Origin of the sequence: Virgibacillus senegalensis (assembly GCF_000821245.2) — a bacterium.
Taxonomy (GTDB): Bacteria; Bacillota; Bacilli; order Bacillales; family Amphibacillaceae; genus Sediminibacillus; species Sediminibacillus senegalensis.
Genome location: NZ_LN611425.1, coordinates 1,529,463 through 1,544,289, shown reverse-complemented (window position 1 = coordinate 1,544,289; position 14,827 = coordinate 1,529,463). Strand labels below are relative to the sequence as shown.

Here is a 14,827-nt window from a genome sequence, read left to right as displayed (position 1 = left end):
TTTTATTTTTGATATTCCCTGTAGAGCGGCGCGGAACTGCCATGGGAATGTTTGGTTTAGTCATTGCTTTTGCACCGGCAATCGGCCCTACACTATCAGGGTGGCTGGTGGAAAATTATCCGTGGAGAAGTTTGTTTTATGTCATTTTCCCAATTATTGTGATTGATTTGATTGTTTCTTATTTTATATTGAAAAATGTAACAAAACAAACAAATCCGCGTGTCGATGTCTTGTCGATCATCCTTTCATCGCTAGGATTCGGCGGCCTGTTATACGGATTCAGTACAGCTGGTAACAGCGGCTGGGCAAGCTTTCAAGTGGTAATATCCATGATAGTTGGCGCAATAAGCTTGTATTTCTTTATCAAGCGTCAATCTAAGCTTGAACAACCGATACTTCAATTCAGAGTGTTCGAAAACAAGATGTTCACCATTACAACAGCACTTGGTATGATCGTGTTTATCGCGATGATAGGCGGGGCGGTCATCCTGCCACTGCTTATGCAGAATATGCTTGGATATACCGCCTTAGAATCAGGCTTAATGCTGTTACCAGGTGCAGTATTAATGGGAATAATGAACCCGGTAATGGGAAGGCTGTTCGATAAATTTGGTGCCAAGTGGCTGGCGATTATTGGTTTAACCGACTTGGTAGTCACTACCTTTATGTTCAGTAATTTAACAGCTGAAACGACCTTTACTTATTTGGCAACTGTTAATGCGGTCAGAATGCTTGGCGTGGCTATGGTCATGATGCCAGTAACAACGGCTGGATTGAATCAACTTCCGCCTCATCTGATTCCGCACGGGACTGCAATGAACAATACAATGCGCCAAGTGGCAGGTGCAGTAGGTACCGCATTGTTGGTTACGGTGATGACCAACAATGTACAGCCGGAAAATGGTGTCAATGGACTTGTGCATGGCGTAAATGTTTCCTTTATCGTTGCTGGAGTTACCGCTATTCTCGGGCTTATCTTGTCATTCTTCATAAAGAATTCCCGTCCTTCTGCCGCAGGTACGGAGTAAGCGGAGAAAACAAAAAACCAGTCAACAACACGTGAGGCCACTGAAAAACTGAAGGTCTTTGAAAAGTAGAATTTAAAAAAAGCGGTCTGTATGGAATTATTTCCATACAGACCGCTTTTTATCTAATTTCAAGTGATTTGTGCCCTCTATCACTTCATTAGTTTAACGATTCGTTTCACATTAGCTGTGAAAATCACCATCGCACCTTGCATGCGCAATGCAATACTTCTTGACGGGATGTTTGATTGTATCGAGCCTTGGTGTGTGTCGCTTCAAGGATGAGAGGATTCGATTGAATCACGCCTTTCTCAAGCGCGACCTCTACGGTTTTTCCCATCAGGAGATCTAAAAGGTTTGTGTCTTTCAGACGTTTACGACGGAAGTAAGCTAATAAGCTGGGATTAATGACGTCATCTTCTGGTGCCATTCAAAGAAAATCACTTCTTTTTCGTTTACCCTCTGTTGATTCCACGATGAGCGTTCGGTGGTGACGCCTGCGGGAACAGCGCGAGCCGAAGATCCACTTGGATAAGTGATCTTCTTGACCAAGTTAGCTGAGGCCGTGCCCGCGGCAAGCATCCACCGATAAGCGACTCGCGAGAATCAACAACAAACTTTAAAATCTCTTCTGAATTAGAAAGGACTTTTTCAGTGGCCTCACAACACGTTGACTGTTTTTTTGAATTGTAATAAGTATCTAAGTTATCCTGTTAGCCTATCTGTGACTAAAAGAGAATCAAAATTACTTTGCTAATCCCATAAACAAGTAAAAGAAAACCGAACGAAATTGAATACATGCACGAGTGGTTATCCAAAAAGTTGGATTTTTCATCCTAACATTTGGGCAGTACCTATACAATCGTTAATCATCGTTCGGTTTTGCTTAGCCACTGTAACCTCAGGCCTAGCGTCTGCATTTTACTTGCTTGAGTGCTTGTCGCCCTTGGAGCACTTATCACCTTTGGAATTCTTGTCACCTTTGGAATGTTTGTCGCCCTTGGAGCACTTGTCACCTTTGGAGCACTTGTCGCCTTTGGAGTGCTTGTCACCTTTGGAGTGCTTGTCACCTTTGGAATGCTTGTCGCCCTTGGAGCACTTGTCACCTTTGGAATGTTTGTCGCCCTTGGAGCACTTATCACCTTTGGAGTTCTTGTCACCTTTGGAATGTTTGTCGCCCTTGGAGCACTTGTCACCTTTGGAGCACTTGTCGCCTTTGGAGTGCTTGTCACCTTTGGAGTGCTTGTCGCCTTTGGAATGCTTGTCGCCTTTGGAATGCTTGTCGCCTTTGGAATGCTTGTCGCCTTTGGAGTGCTTGTCACCTTTGGAATGCTTGTCGCCCTTGGAGCACTTGTCACCTTTGGAATGTTTGTCGCCCTTGGAGCACTTGTCACCTTTGGAATGTTTGTCGCCCTTGGAGCACTTGTCACCTTTGGAATGTTTGTCGCCCTTGGAGCACTTGTCACCTTTGGAGTGTTTATCGCCTTTGGAATGTTTATGGTGTTTGTGGCCTTTGCGAGCTTCAACTTCATTTTGGGCTTGGAGAAGAGATTCTAACTCCTCTCGTGATAGATCAGAGTCAGTTGGATTATTTACCATAAAGGATATATCTAAGTCTTGTCTGTGCACTTTATCGATAATTTCTTCTACCAACACCTGAGTTTCAGTTGACATTGTTTAACTCCTCCTTCTGATTATAACTGTAATATCGTATGCATAGATTACTTAATATGGCATCGGCAAATGTGTATTTCTCGAAGTTTGAGAGCTTTCTTCCTATGCAGTGATCTGAAAAAGGAGCTGATACTTATTTCTGGGATAAAGCAATATGATATTCAGATTGATAACAATTCTTGGAGGAAATTGCGTTTAAATGTTTGGGAGGAAAAACAGTATCTAGCCTACTTGGATTTTAGCGATCAACGTTATCCGATTAGCATCAAATTCCGCGGTTACCATATTAGAGAATTTCCAAAAAAGTCATTTGATGTTTTCTTTACATCTTCAAAAACCATTGAAGGAAATAGCTTGATTCATTTAAACGCAGAGTACAAAGATCCTTCTCTTATGCGTAATAAACTTTCGATGGATTTCTTTTCGGACATCGGTGTAATGTCTCCAGAAGCGGAACACATTTTTTTAACAATGAATAACAAAAATGCAGGCATTTATTTGCAACTAGAATCAATGGGTGAGAAATCGCTGGAAAGAAGGAAAATGGAGAAAGGTCCCATTTACTATGCAACAAATGATGATGCGAATTTTTCATTGATCACGCCAGAAGGTAATGTGAAGAAGCATATTGATTCTGGTTACTATAAAAAATTTGGAGGAAAAAATGCGGACGATGAACTGAAACGGTTAATTTACATGATTAACACTAGCTCAAAGAATGAATTTCCAGGTGAAATAAAAAAAATGATCGATTTGGAAAAATACTTTTTGTGGTTGTCAGGGGTAGTGTGTACGCAAAATAGAGATGGTTTTATTAACAATTATTCTTTATATCAAAATCCTGTCACTGGACTATTTGAAGTGTCTCCCTGGGATTATGACGCAACCTGGGGTAGAGATATTAACGGGCGTAAATTGGAATTTGACGATGTTCCAATAACAGGTTTTAATACGTTGACTGCTCGTCTTTTATCACACAGTGATTTTCGTCGAATGTATTCCAAAACGTTGCAGTCCGTATTAGCTGATTATTTTTGTGTTGACTATATAGCTCCGCGTATAAAAAGACTTCAAGGTCTGATCCGTCCTCTGATAAAAAATGACCCCTATATTGGAGAGACGGAAAAGTTCGACAAAGAACAGGCATATATCACGGCATTTGTAGAGCGGCGTAGAAACTTTTTAATGCAACACTTAAACGATTTGATCTGATGAGAATTTCATTGAACGATGTTAGGCTGCCTATTTTCTTTAACTGTAGACTCTCGTATTGCAGTTAAGGTTGTGGGCAGTTTTATTTTCTCGNCCTTTGGAGTGCTTGTCACCTTTGGAATGCTTGTCGCCCTTGGAGCACTTGTCACCTTTGGAATGTTTGTCGCCCTTGGAGCACTTATCACCTTTGGAGTTCTTGTCACCTTTGGAATGTTTGTCGCCCTTGGAGCACTTGTCACCTTTGGAGCACTTGTCGCCTTTGGAGTGCTTGTCACCTTTGGAATGCTTGTCGCCTTTGGAATGCTTGTCGCCTTTGGAATGCTTGTCGCCTTTGGAATGCTTGTCGCCTTTGGAGTGCTTGTCACCTTTGGAATGCTTGTCGCCCTTGGAGCACTTGTCACCTTTGGAATGTTTGTCGCCCTTGGAGCACTTGTCACCTTTGGAATGTTTGTCGCCCTTGGAGCACTTGTCACCTTTGGAATGTTTGTCGCCCTTGGAGCACTTGTCACCTTTGGAGTGTTTATCGCCTTTGGAATGTTTATGGTGTTTGTGGCCTTTGCGAGCTTCAACTTCATTTTGGGCTTGGAGAAGAGATTCTAACTCCTCTCGTGATAGATCAGAGTCAGTTGGATTATTTACCATAAAGGATATATCTAAGTCTTGTCTGTGCACTTTATCGATAATTTCTTCTACCAACACCTGAGTTTCAGTTGACATTGTTTAACTCCTCCTTCTGATTATAACTGTAATATCGTATGCATAGATTACTTAATATGGCATCGGCAAATGTGTATTTCTCGAAGTTTGAGAGCTTTCTTCCTATGCAGTGATCTGAAAAAGGAGCTGATACTTATTTCTGGGATAAAGCAATATGATATTCAGATTGATAACAATTCTTGGAGGAAATTGCGTTTAAATGTTTGGGAGGAAAAACAGTATCTAGCCTACTTGGATTTTAGCGATCAACGTTATCCGATTAGCATCAAATTCCGCGGTTACCATATTAGAGAATTTCCAAAAAAGTCATTTGATGTTTTCTTTACATCTTCAAAAACCATTGAAGGAAATAGCTTGATTCATTTAAACGCAGAGTACAAAGATCCTTCTCTTATGCGTAATAAACTTTCGATGGATTTCTTTTCGGACATCGGTGTAATGTCTCCAGAAGCGGAACACATTTTTTTAACAATGAATAACAAAAATGCAGGCATTTATTTGCAACTAGAATCAATGGGTGAGAAATCGCTGGAAAGAAGGAAAATGGAGAAAGGTCCCATTTACTATGCAACAAATGATGATGCGAATTTTTCATTGATCACGCCAGAAGGTAATGTGAAGAAGCATATTGATTCTGGTTACTATAAAAAATTTGGAGGAAAAAATGCGGACGATGAACTGAAACGGTTAATTTACATGATTAACACTAGCTCAAAGAATGAATTTCCAGGTGAAATAAAAAAAATGATCGATTTGGAAAAATACTTTTTGTGGTTGTCAGGGGTAGTGTGTACGCAAAATAGAGATGGTTTTATTAACAATTATTCTTTATATCAAAATCCTGTCACTGGACTATTTGAAGTGTCTCCCTGGGATTATGACGCAACCTGGGGTAGAGATATTAACGGGCGTAAATTGGAATTTGACGATGTTCCAATAACAGGTTTTAATACGTTGACTGCTCGTCTTTTATCACACAGTGATTTTCGTCGAATGTATTCCAAAACGTTGCAGTCCGTATTAGCTGATTATTTTTGTGTTGACTATATAGCTCCGCGTATAAAAAGACTTCAAGGTCTGATCCGTCCTCTGATAAAAAATGACCCCTATATTGGAGAGACGGAAAAGTTCGACAAAGAACAGGCATATATCACGGCATTTGTAGAGCGGCGTAGAAACTTTTTAATGCAACACTTAAACGATTTGATCTGATGAGAATTTCATTGAACGATGTTAGGCTGCCTATTTTCTTTAACTGTAGACTCTCGTATTGCAGTTAAGGTTGTGGGCAGTTTTATTTTCTCGTTAAAATAGGCTGCTGATTAGTGCGGTATCATTACGAGATACATATACATGCAATGAAAACGTTTAGAAGGGAGATTGGAAAGTGGAGACGAATTTCAACAATTATTTAGAGTCGTTAAAGGGAAAAGTTATCAAAGTGGATCGAGGTGGGCCGGAATCAAGAGTCGGAAAGTTACTCGATGTCCAATCCGACTATATTATCCTCTTAACGAAAGAGGATGGAGTACTCTACTACAAAACCCAGCATATTAAAAGCATAACGGAGAATGTGAAAGAAAGTATCGGCTTTGATTATGAGGTAGCAGACGATTTTAGTTACCCAACAGCAGAAAATTTCACTGATTTACTTGGTCAATTAAAGTATAACTGGGTCCATATAAATAGAGGAGGTCCAGAGAAAATTGAAGGTGTCCTTAATGATATAACGAATGAAGTTTTAGTTCTTGTCATTGATTCTGAAGTAATTCGACTATCTTCTTTTCATGTCAGAAATATCAGCAACAGAAATAAACCAGAGCCAATCAAAAAATCTAAAGAAGAAGCATCTGAAAAGGAAAAAGAAAAGAAGCAAGAAAAAGAAGAGTGAACGAAAGTCGCTTCATTGTAAGCGACTTTCCCAACTATAAAAGGAGGGAATGATATGGATTACAAAGACAAAGATATTAATAGTTTAAAGGGATTCCAGGTAAAAATAGTCTATGCCGGCCCGCAGGTTTTTGAAGGGCTTTTACTGGATGTAAAACAAGAGCATTTAATATTGGAACAAAATGGATCAATTTTTTATTTTAAACTGGACAACATTAAAGAATTGACGAAAAACTCGAAAGATATATTTCCTGTCCCGTTGGCGGATTTTTCGTACTTCAATGAGTCTACGTACTCGCAAGTATTGACCAATTATTTAAATGAGTGGGTGATAGTTCTAAGGGATGGTGCCGAACCGATTCAAGGTGTACTAGTAAAAGTTGGTGACTATCACATAACGTTCATTGTAAAAGATAAAATTACGTTTATCCCGATAGCTCAGATTTCCTGTTTTACAAAAGATAATAATATTGTAAGTGAAAAAAGCGAGAGTTCAAAAAATGGGGAAAAGGCAGGAAATGATTCTTCATCGACAGCCGCCAACCAAAAAAACAATGAAGAAAAAAAGATAGAGGATAAAGCGGATGATTCAAAGCAAGAAAGAGCGGCAGAAAAGAAGGAAGAAACAGTCGAAACAAACACTAAAGAGAAAAAAGCAAACAAGGGAAAATCCGATAATTCCGTGCAAGCAGCCTTGCAAAAGAATGAAGCCAAGCTAGAAAAACAAAATCAGAAGGATAACAAGCAGGTAACCATCAAGGAGTCCGGTAACCTAGAAAGCCAGAAGAAAATGATAAATAATACTTCGAATGCTGGATCTAAAAAAGTAAATGCTAACGATAAACAAAAGGCGGAGCAGGACAGCGCCCCCTCTAATCCTCACTTAAAAGAAAATGAAAAGAAAAAGAACAGTCGACAATCATCCACACTCGAAAAACTATCCGTTATCCCTTTTAGGAAGGGAGTGGATGAAGCCGAGCATTCTAATGAAAAAGTAGAAACCGCTAGCAATAATAATTCAGAAGAGAAAAAAAATAAAAAAACTACAGAGAAAATTAGTACCTCCAAATCTAAACAGAGACAAAAGAAATGTTCTCAAAGTTTGCAAGTAAAAAGGCAAGATAAAACCGATATGGAAAGTCATCCGGTAAGTGAAAAGAAGGATACCAAAGAAAAAAACACTTCGCTTAAAGCGGCAGAACAATTAAAGAGAAAGAGCGAAGAAAAAAAGGACGGAGAAATAAAGGAAAAAAAGAACAAAGAAAAAATGAATAAAGAAAAAAAGAATAGCAAAAAAGAGAAACTTGCCTCAAACAAGCCACGAAAAGACGACAACAAGTCTAATAACAAAGATAAAAGTAAAAGCAGACGCAGACGGAGAAAACAATGCTGTTCAAGAGGCAGAAAAAAATCAGTGTCTTAAAAGAGGTGAGTTCTGTTGATAATGTTTCTGTTCTTTTCGTTATGCGGAATCTGGTTGTTTTCTTATCTAAAACCTCCAAAACCATTCTACTTTCATAACCCTGGAAAAATATCCAATGCCCAGCCGATAAACAAAGAGGGGAAGTCAAGTGTATGAAAATGCCACCGTCATAACCATTTTGATATTTTCCCTCACTATATTTTTTATGTTGTGGAAACCCAGGGGACTAAACGAGACTGTCCCTACCTCAATCGGGGCTATGATGTTGCTCGTCATCGGAATAGTCCCATATCACGATATCTTAGATATTTTCAATATGGTAAGCGGTGCTTCTTTTACCATCCTATCTACGATTGTTATGACCATCATATTGGACAGCGTTGGTTTTTTTCAATGGGTAGCAGTCAATATTATAAAAAAAGTGAATGGATCTGGAAGAAGGTTATTTTTTTATATCGCAACGCTTTGCTTTTTGGCAACGATGTTCTTCAATAATGACGGTAGCATACTCATAACTACTCCCATCATCATCAGAATCGTGACACTATTAAATTTGAAACCACATGAAAAAATTCCTTACCTGATAACTGGCGCTTTGGTTGCTACTTCGGCTAGTGCTCCCATAGCAGTAAGCAATATTGCCAACTTAATCGCTTTGAAAATTGTTAATCTTGACCTGAACAGCTATGTAATCTTGATGTTTGTTCCATCGATGATTGGGATAATAACACTTGTTTCCTTACTTTTTTTCTATTTTAAAAATGATATCCCGGTAGCAATAAAAACAGGATATTATCAAGGCGGATCCAGCCATCCACTGTCTAAAGATTTCACAGAAATAGACTGGCATATGTTTGTTACGTGCATTGTCTTAGTAGTAGGGATAAGGAGCAGTTACTTTATACTAACTCCCTTAGGAATATCTTTGGAAGTGATATCAATAGGGGGAGCCATCATTTTGATTTTGCTTCGATATTTTCGTTTCGGTAAGGGGATAAAAGATATTATTACTAAGACGCCGTGGCACATTCTCTTATTTGCGTTCAGTATGTATGTAATTGTTTTTGCTTTGAAGAATGTAGGATTGACGGAGTATTTGATAAATTTAATACAGCCACTCGTAGTTGCGAATGATTTCAATGCTATTTTAACAATGGGGACCGTCCTTACTATTCTTTCAAACGTTGTAAACAATTTACCATCGGTAATGATAGGGACATTGACACTTACAGAAATGGGACTGGATATTAACACCCTTCAAGTTAGTTATCTTGCCACGATTCTCGGAAGTGATATAGGAGCTCTCCTTACACCAATAGGGACTCTGGCAACCTTAATTTGGATGTACATTTTGAGAGAATCCAATATAAACGTTTCTTGGATACAATATTTTAAAGTGACGATCATGGTGATTCCAGTTACCTTAATAGTGAGTTTGGTAAGTCTATTTCTATGGACATCTTGGATTCCGTATTAAGGAGGTCGGTCGGATTGGAACTGCTTAAGAAGTATGTAATGAAAAACCTGCAATTAGAAATATCGGGAAAAAAGATTGTAAAGGGTAAATTGTTAGAAGTAGGAAGCGATATCATTGTTCTATATGATGGTAATGATTTCTTATATATTCCGAGTATTCATATTCAACATGTATTCGAAGAAGACGAAGAAGATATTCAATTGGATGAAGCCTTATTTCCTCCAGATGGCAACTTATCATTTCGGAAAACCCTAACAAACGCTAAAGGGATATTTTCGGAAATCTTTGTTACAGGTTCCCTCTCGATTCATGGTTATGTAACAAGTATTCTAAATGACTACTTTGTATTTTATTCTCCGGTCTACAAAACGATGTATATTCCTTTTCAGCATTTAAAATGGTTAATACCTTATGACGACAACAGAACACCTTATGCTTTAGAAAAGGAAAAGCTTCCAGTGAATCCTTTGAGTGTCAGTTTATCAAGAACGTTTTATATACAATTGGAAAAATTTATCGGTAACATTATCGTTATTGATTTAGGTTTTAAACCCGGCAATGTGGGACAACTAACAAATTTACAAGGGAATCTCATGGAAATAACCACCGCAAGAGGTACGCCGGTTTTTATCAACCTTAACCATATTAAAGCTGTACACTTTCAGTAGAAGTGCGTGACAATTTCTTTCATCTATCTGTCTTAATACGACGGCAAAAAGAGAGTGGATAGGGATGTGACAAAGCAAATAACCGAACGATTTTTGGGAATCGTTCGGTTTTGATTTGGGTCAAGGCTATGTATCAGTTTCTTTCTTTCCTCCGTTTTTTCGGTAGAAGTTTCATTTTTTCAGGATTGGAGACTGGCGGAGACTACCATTTTCAAACTCACCGCATAAACATATCGTTTCAAGTTATTTTGCGAGATTAAGTCCATCCCAGAAAAAATCAACAATTTGTTCTGCGGTTTCGGTTGTGGTCGGAAAAATGCCATTACCATGCTGATCGCGATAGTTGCCAACCCGCAGCAATGCTACATAAGCATGAGCAGCAAAAGTTGGATGGATGTTGCTTTCCCCTTTATTTATTGCTTCCGTGATTGCTTGTTCAATTGCTTTATATAGCCGTTCTTCAGCTTTCTGCATGCTTTTTGTCTGTTCTTCTGACAATGTATTTTTTGTTTCACGCATGAAACCGTCTAAATCAATATCCACGGTGGCGGTTAAATGTGCTTCGGCAATTTCCAGGAGTCGTTCGCGCAAAGGAGTATTTTTCTGTAATATCTCTTGGATTTGCCCATGAATACGGGACATTAATTGGACGATTGTTTCTGTAAACAATGCTGCCTTGCTTGGAAAATAATAATAAACGGTCGCTTTCGTGACATTGGCCGCCTTGGCTACATCGTCAACGGAAACTTCCTGGTATCCATGTGCCAAAAAAAGCTCTATGGCTTCCTTGAGGATGATATCGGTTGTCGGCTGTTTCCGGTCATTTGCGCGTGGTCTTCCCAGCGGCCGTTGGTTATTCGCGGTCAATCTTGCTCTCTCCTTATATCCTTCTATTTCTGCAAGTATATCATAAGTTTTATAAAATAAGATTACTGTAAATTGAAAATTAACCGACCAGTATATATAATTATAGACAGCAATTATCTTTCAACTAGAGAAGGGGATGGGCATGACTAATTTTTTGGAATGGTTAGGGAAAGCGGCGGCTGGTAGAAAAACCAGATGGCTAACCGTAGTAATATGGATTGTTCTTGTGGCAATCGTATCGCTGGTTTGGCCCCAAGTAAATCAGGAAGAAGCAGGATCGGATAACCTGTTACCGGAAAGTGCAATGTCGCAGGAGGCTGCCAGGATCGTTGATGAACAGTTTCCGGATGATTCAGGCGTTCCGTTGCTCTTAGTATGGTACAGAGATAGCGGATTGTCAGATGAAGATTTTTCTTCTGTTCAATCTTTGTTTGGTGATTTGGGAGAAAAGCCACTTGCATATCAAAAAATGATTCCCCCATTTGGGGAGATGCCTGCCCAGATACTGAAGGGGGCAGCTTCAGGAGATGAAACCGCACTTACAACGCCGATATTTTTCAGTGAAAAAGCTACAACAGATGATCTGGAAAAAGCGATGGTCGGTTTGGAAGAACGGATAAACGGCTTGACGGACGAAGAGGTATTCGGAAAGGATATTGACTCGGAAGGGCTTCATGTCCGTTTCACCGGTCCGGTAGGTATACAGACGGATGCGACTGCTTTGTTCGGCCAGGCGGATGTCACCTTGTTGATTGCCACTGTATTATTGGTGCTGGTACTTTTGATTGTGTTATACCGTTCTCCTATACTGGCAGTCGTTCCGCTTATAGGGGTAGGTTTTGCCTACGGTTTGATTAGCCCGTTACTAGGATTCTTCGCTAGTCAGGGGTGGATCGTTGTCGATGCGCAGGCAATATCCATCATGACCGTTCTCCTATTCGGGGCTGGAACGGATTATTGTTTGTTCCTGGTTTCCCGCTATCGGGATGAACTGAAACTGGAGCCGAATAAATATAAGGCACTGCAACTGGCGATCTCTAATTCCGGCGGGGCTATCATGATGAGTGCACTGACGACGGCAATCGGTTTATTAACATTGTCACTGGGGCAGTACGCTTCCTACGACCGTTTTGCTGTTCCGTTTAGTCTTGCAATTGTCATTATGTGTATTGCCGTGTTGACCTTACTTCCAGCAATACTGGCACTATTTGGAAGAATCGCATTTTTTCCCTTCATCCCAAGAACAGAAAAGATGGCGAAAGAGTTAACAGAGAAAAAAGGCAGACCTGTCCGCGAGCCGAAAACGAGAAGCAGGTTCAGTAGTGCGGCAGGACGGCTGGTTACGGGAAAACCATGGCCGATCATTATGCTCTGCCTGCTCTTTTTAGGAGGATTGGCAGCCATTGTGCCAAGAATCGATTATACCTATGGCTTGTTGGATTCGTTTCCGGATGATATGCCATCCCGTGAAGGTTTTGCGGTGATTGCTGAACATTATCCTGCGGGGGAAATTGCACCTGTTGAAGTAATCATCGAAACGGATGGCGAGGCAGCTGTGGATACTATTCAAACAGAACTTGCCGAAATGGAGAATGTCGCTGCGGTAAGTGATTCCCGCCTTGGTAAAAACAATGAAGACATCGTACAGTATTCCCTGACACTCTCTATTGATCCCTACTCCTCTGAAGCAGTGGGTATGATACCGGCTATTAGGGATAGAACAGTAGGGGTCCTGGAAGAATCAGGTATAGATACTGCCGATCAACGTGTATGGCTTGGTGGAGAGACGGCAAATCTTTATGACACTGAAAAAATATCCACTCGGGACCAAAACATCATTATTCCTGTCATTCTTGTGATTATCGCAATTTTGCTGCTTGGTTATTTGCGTTCGGTTGTGGCGATGGCGTATTTACTTTTGACGGTCGTTCTGTCATTCTTCTCCGCTTTAGGGCTTGGATGGCTGTTTATTCATTATGGGATGGGTGAACCAGCGATGCAGGGGCTGATCCCTTTATATGCCTTTGTCTTTTTAGTAGCACTTGGTGGAGATTATAATATTTTCATGATATCGAGTATTTGGAGAAACCGGAAACAGATGCCTTTAAAACAGGCAATCGCAGAGGGGGTAGGTGAGACCAGCAGTGTCATTACCTCCGCAGGTCTTATTTTGGCAGGGACATTTTCTGTATTAGCAGTCATGCCGATACAAGTGCTTGTTCAGTTTGGAGTCGTTACGGCAATCGGTGTGTTGCTGGATACCTTTATTGTCAGGCCATTGCTAGTTCCGGCGATTACAACCGTATTAGGCAACTATGCATTTTGGCCAGGGGCACTGTCGAAAAAAGCAGTAACAGAAGATCAAAAAGAAAAAGGCTAGAAGAAGCCCCCCCTTTGGGGTCAGTCCCCGCTATAAACAATCTATAATAGAAGATAAGAGTAAGTCGTCTTGGATAATTTGTAGGGCGAAAAGGGGCGAATCCAGTATCTCCTGAGCGTCGTATACGTCTATAAGAGAGAAAACCGTTATAGTTGGAATAAAAGGAGGGCTGTGTATGGGAAAGTGGTTTCCAGCCGTCTATGATTTTTGTATGAAGCCCTTGGAACGACGACAATTCAAGAAGGTCCGAACCGAACTTATCTCCAAAGCAAAAGGGCGGGTTCTGGAGATAGGGGCAGGTTCTGGAATTAACTTTCCTTACTACTTGCATCAGACTCAACAGGTCGATGCAGTTGAACCGGATCAACAGATGTTGCGACGATCTGCTAGTGCAAGGGAAAAAAGCGGAGTACCAATCAAGCTTCACGAAGCAAAGGCAGAAAAATTGCCATTTGCTGATAATACATTCGATACTGTAGTAGCGACTCTAGTATTTTGTTCGGTTTCTGATCCGTGGATGGCCTTAGCGGAATTGGAGCGGGTAAGTAAACCAGGTGCACAACTCCTCTTCTTCGAGCATGTCAGAATCCATGAACATCCTTTTTGGGCAAAAGTTCAAGATATTTTGACCCCTGTATGGAAAAAGGTTTGTGACGGTTGTCATTTAAACAGGGAAACGCTCCATTACGTAAAAAATACAGATTTATCGATAAAGGAAACGAAAGCGTATTATAAGGGGATTTTTGTAACAATGGAGTGTTTAAACACCAAACAGCACGAAGTGTAACGAAGAAGAATCATGACTAAGACAAAATAAAAAAACAAGGTCCGTAAGTATCCGGGCCTTGTTTTTGTTGTACCGATTATATTAGGCAACGTTTTTGCACGCTTCTGCACATGTGAAACAGATTTCCGCGCACTTTTGGCAATGTTCTTGTTCGTGTTTTTTGCATTCATTTCCGCAGTCTTCACAAATTTTTGCGCAAACGGAAGCTAATTCAGCTACATATGGAGTACCCCGAGTAATTGCCTGGGCCAAGTATCCACAAATATCTGCGCATTCCCGATCTAGTCGTATGCATGGCGTCATCATTTTTACGTCATCTTCCTGCAAACAAGCATCATAACAATGGTTACATGCCACCATACATTCATGTAACGTGTGGAGAAGTTCTTGGTATTTTTCGTGTGCCATTTATCTAACCTCCATTAAGTATTTGTCTCTATAAATTTCCCGAGTATATTCCATACTAAACGGATTTTTGGAATCTCCTCTAAGAATCACTGACTGCCATATAGCGTATAAAGGTTAATTGCGAATGAACAGCTTCCGAAAAGCGCACAATAGCTGCATAGGAATTTATGCACAGAAGAAACATTACCTTTGTCTTTCAGACTGCGACAAAGGTAATGTTAGTGTTTCTTGAATAGCGCTTCCTAGTGGCTTATGATGTTAACGTCTGATATTATCTAATTTTATTGAAAGGAAGTATA

12 protein-coding genes and 1 pseudogene are annotated in these 14,827 nt (G+C 40.2%); 10 read left to right on the top strand and 3 right to left on the bottom strand.

What is annotated here, in order from left to right; genetic code table 11:
• On the top strand, positions 1-1,028 hold a 1,028-nt coding region (locus BN1067_RS18605), incomplete at its 5' end, for a DHA2 family efflux MFS transporter permease subunit (protein WP_053220298.1).
• A gap of 220 nt (positions 1,029-1,248) precedes the next feature.
• Here BN1067_RS18605 and BN1067_RS20345 read toward each other — a convergent pair.
• Positions 1,249-1,455: pseudogene (locus BN1067_RS20345) on the bottom strand (IS5/IS1182 family transposase); the annotation flags it as partial.
• Between the two features lie 503 nt (positions 1,456-1,958).
• Here BN1067_RS20345 and BN1067_RS18595 point away from each other — a divergent pair.
• From BN1067_RS18595 to BN1067_RS18565, 7 genes are all read left to right on the top strand, one after another.
• Positions 1,959-2,582 (top strand): hypothetical protein, encoded by a 624-nt coding sequence (locus BN1067_RS18595; protein WP_199868568.1) that lies wholly within the window; start codon positions 1,959-1,961, stop codon positions 2,580-2,582.
• Positions 2,583-2,888: 306 nt separating this feature from the next.
• Entirely contained in the window at positions 2,889-3,911 is a 1,023-nt protein-coding gene (locus tag BN1067_RS18590) for a CotH kinase family protein (protein ID WP_053220287.1), read from the top strand.
• A gap of 906 nt (positions 3,912-4,817) precedes the next feature.
• Positions 4,818-5,840 (top strand): CotH kinase family protein, encoded by a 1,023-nt coding sequence (locus tag BN1067_RS18580; protein WP_053220287.1) that lies wholly within the window; start codon positions 4,818-4,820, stop codon positions 5,838-5,840.
• Between the two features lie 175 nt (positions 5,841-6,015).
• On the top strand, positions 6,016-6,519 hold the full coding sequence (locus BN1067_RS20010) for a hypothetical protein (protein ID WP_053220286.1): 504 nt from the start codon (positions 6,016-6,018) through the stop codon (positions 6,517-6,519).
• Positions 6,520-6,822: 303 nt separating this feature from the next.
• Positions 6,823-7,941, top strand: coding sequence for a hypothetical protein (locus BN1067_RS18575; RefSeq protein ID WP_199868567.1), 1,119 nt, complete (start codon positions 6,823-6,825; stop codon positions 7,939-7,941).
• 148 nt (positions 7,942-8,089) lie between these two features.
• Complete coding sequence (locus BN1067_RS18570) at positions 8,090-9,418, top strand: arsenic transporter (RefSeq protein ID WP_053220284.1); 1,329 nt, start codon at positions 8,090-8,092, stop codon at positions 9,416-9,418.
• Positions 9,419-9,432: 14 nt separating this feature from the next.
• On the top strand, positions 9,433-10,086 hold the full coding sequence (locus tag BN1067_RS18565) for a DUF2642 domain-containing protein (protein ID WP_234400731.1): 654 nt from the start codon (positions 9,433-9,435) through the stop codon (positions 10,084-10,086).
• 243 nt (positions 10,087-10,329) lie between these two features.
• Here the strand turns inward: BN1067_RS18565 and BN1067_RS18560 are convergent, their stop codons facing one another.
• The gene (locus tag BN1067_RS18560; protein WP_053220282.1) at positions 10,330-10,953 is read right to left on the bottom strand and encodes a TetR/AcrR family transcriptional regulator; all 624 of its coding nucleotides are present in this window, start codon (positions 10,951-10,953) and stop codon (positions 10,330-10,332) included.
• A 142-nt stretch (positions 10,954-11,095) separates the two neighbouring features.
• Here BN1067_RS18560 and BN1067_RS18555 point away from each other — a divergent pair, with 142 nt between their 5' ends.
• Positions 11,096-13,333: an MMPL family transporter gene (locus tag BN1067_RS18555; protein ID WP_053220281.1), complete on the top strand. Its 2,238-nt coding sequence runs from the start codon at positions 11,096-11,098 to the stop codon at positions 13,331-13,333.
• Positions 13,334-13,508: 175 nt separating this feature from the next.
• Positions 13,509-14,120, top strand: coding sequence for a class I SAM-dependent methyltransferase (locus BN1067_RS18550; RefSeq protein ID WP_053220280.1), 612 nt, complete (start codon positions 13,509-13,511; stop codon positions 14,118-14,120).
• Positions 14,121-14,201: 81 nt separating this feature from the next.
• Here BN1067_RS18550 and BN1067_RS18545 read toward each other — a convergent pair whose 3' ends face one another.
• Positions 14,202-14,528: a four-helix bundle copper-binding protein gene (locus tag BN1067_RS18545; protein WP_053220279.1), complete on the bottom strand. Its 327-nt coding sequence runs from the start codon at positions 14,526-14,528 to the stop codon at positions 14,202-14,204.
• Positions 14,529-14,827: the final 299 nt, after the last annotated feature.

What these genes read in the sequence shown, in the direction of transcription:
- BN1067_RS18555 (WP_053220281.1), top strand. Translation starts at nt 11,096, where the DNA reads ATGACTAATTTTTTGGAATGGTTAGGGAAAGCGGCGGCTGGTAGAAAA.
- BN1067_RS18550 (WP_053220280.1), top strand. Translation starts at nt 13,509, where the DNA reads ATGGGAAAGTGGTTTCCAGCCGTCTATGATTTTTGTATGAAGCCCTTG.
- BN1067_RS18545 (WP_053220279.1), bottom strand. Translation starts at nt 14,528, where the DNA reads ATGGCACACGAAAAATACCAAGAACTTCTCCACACGTTACATGAATGT.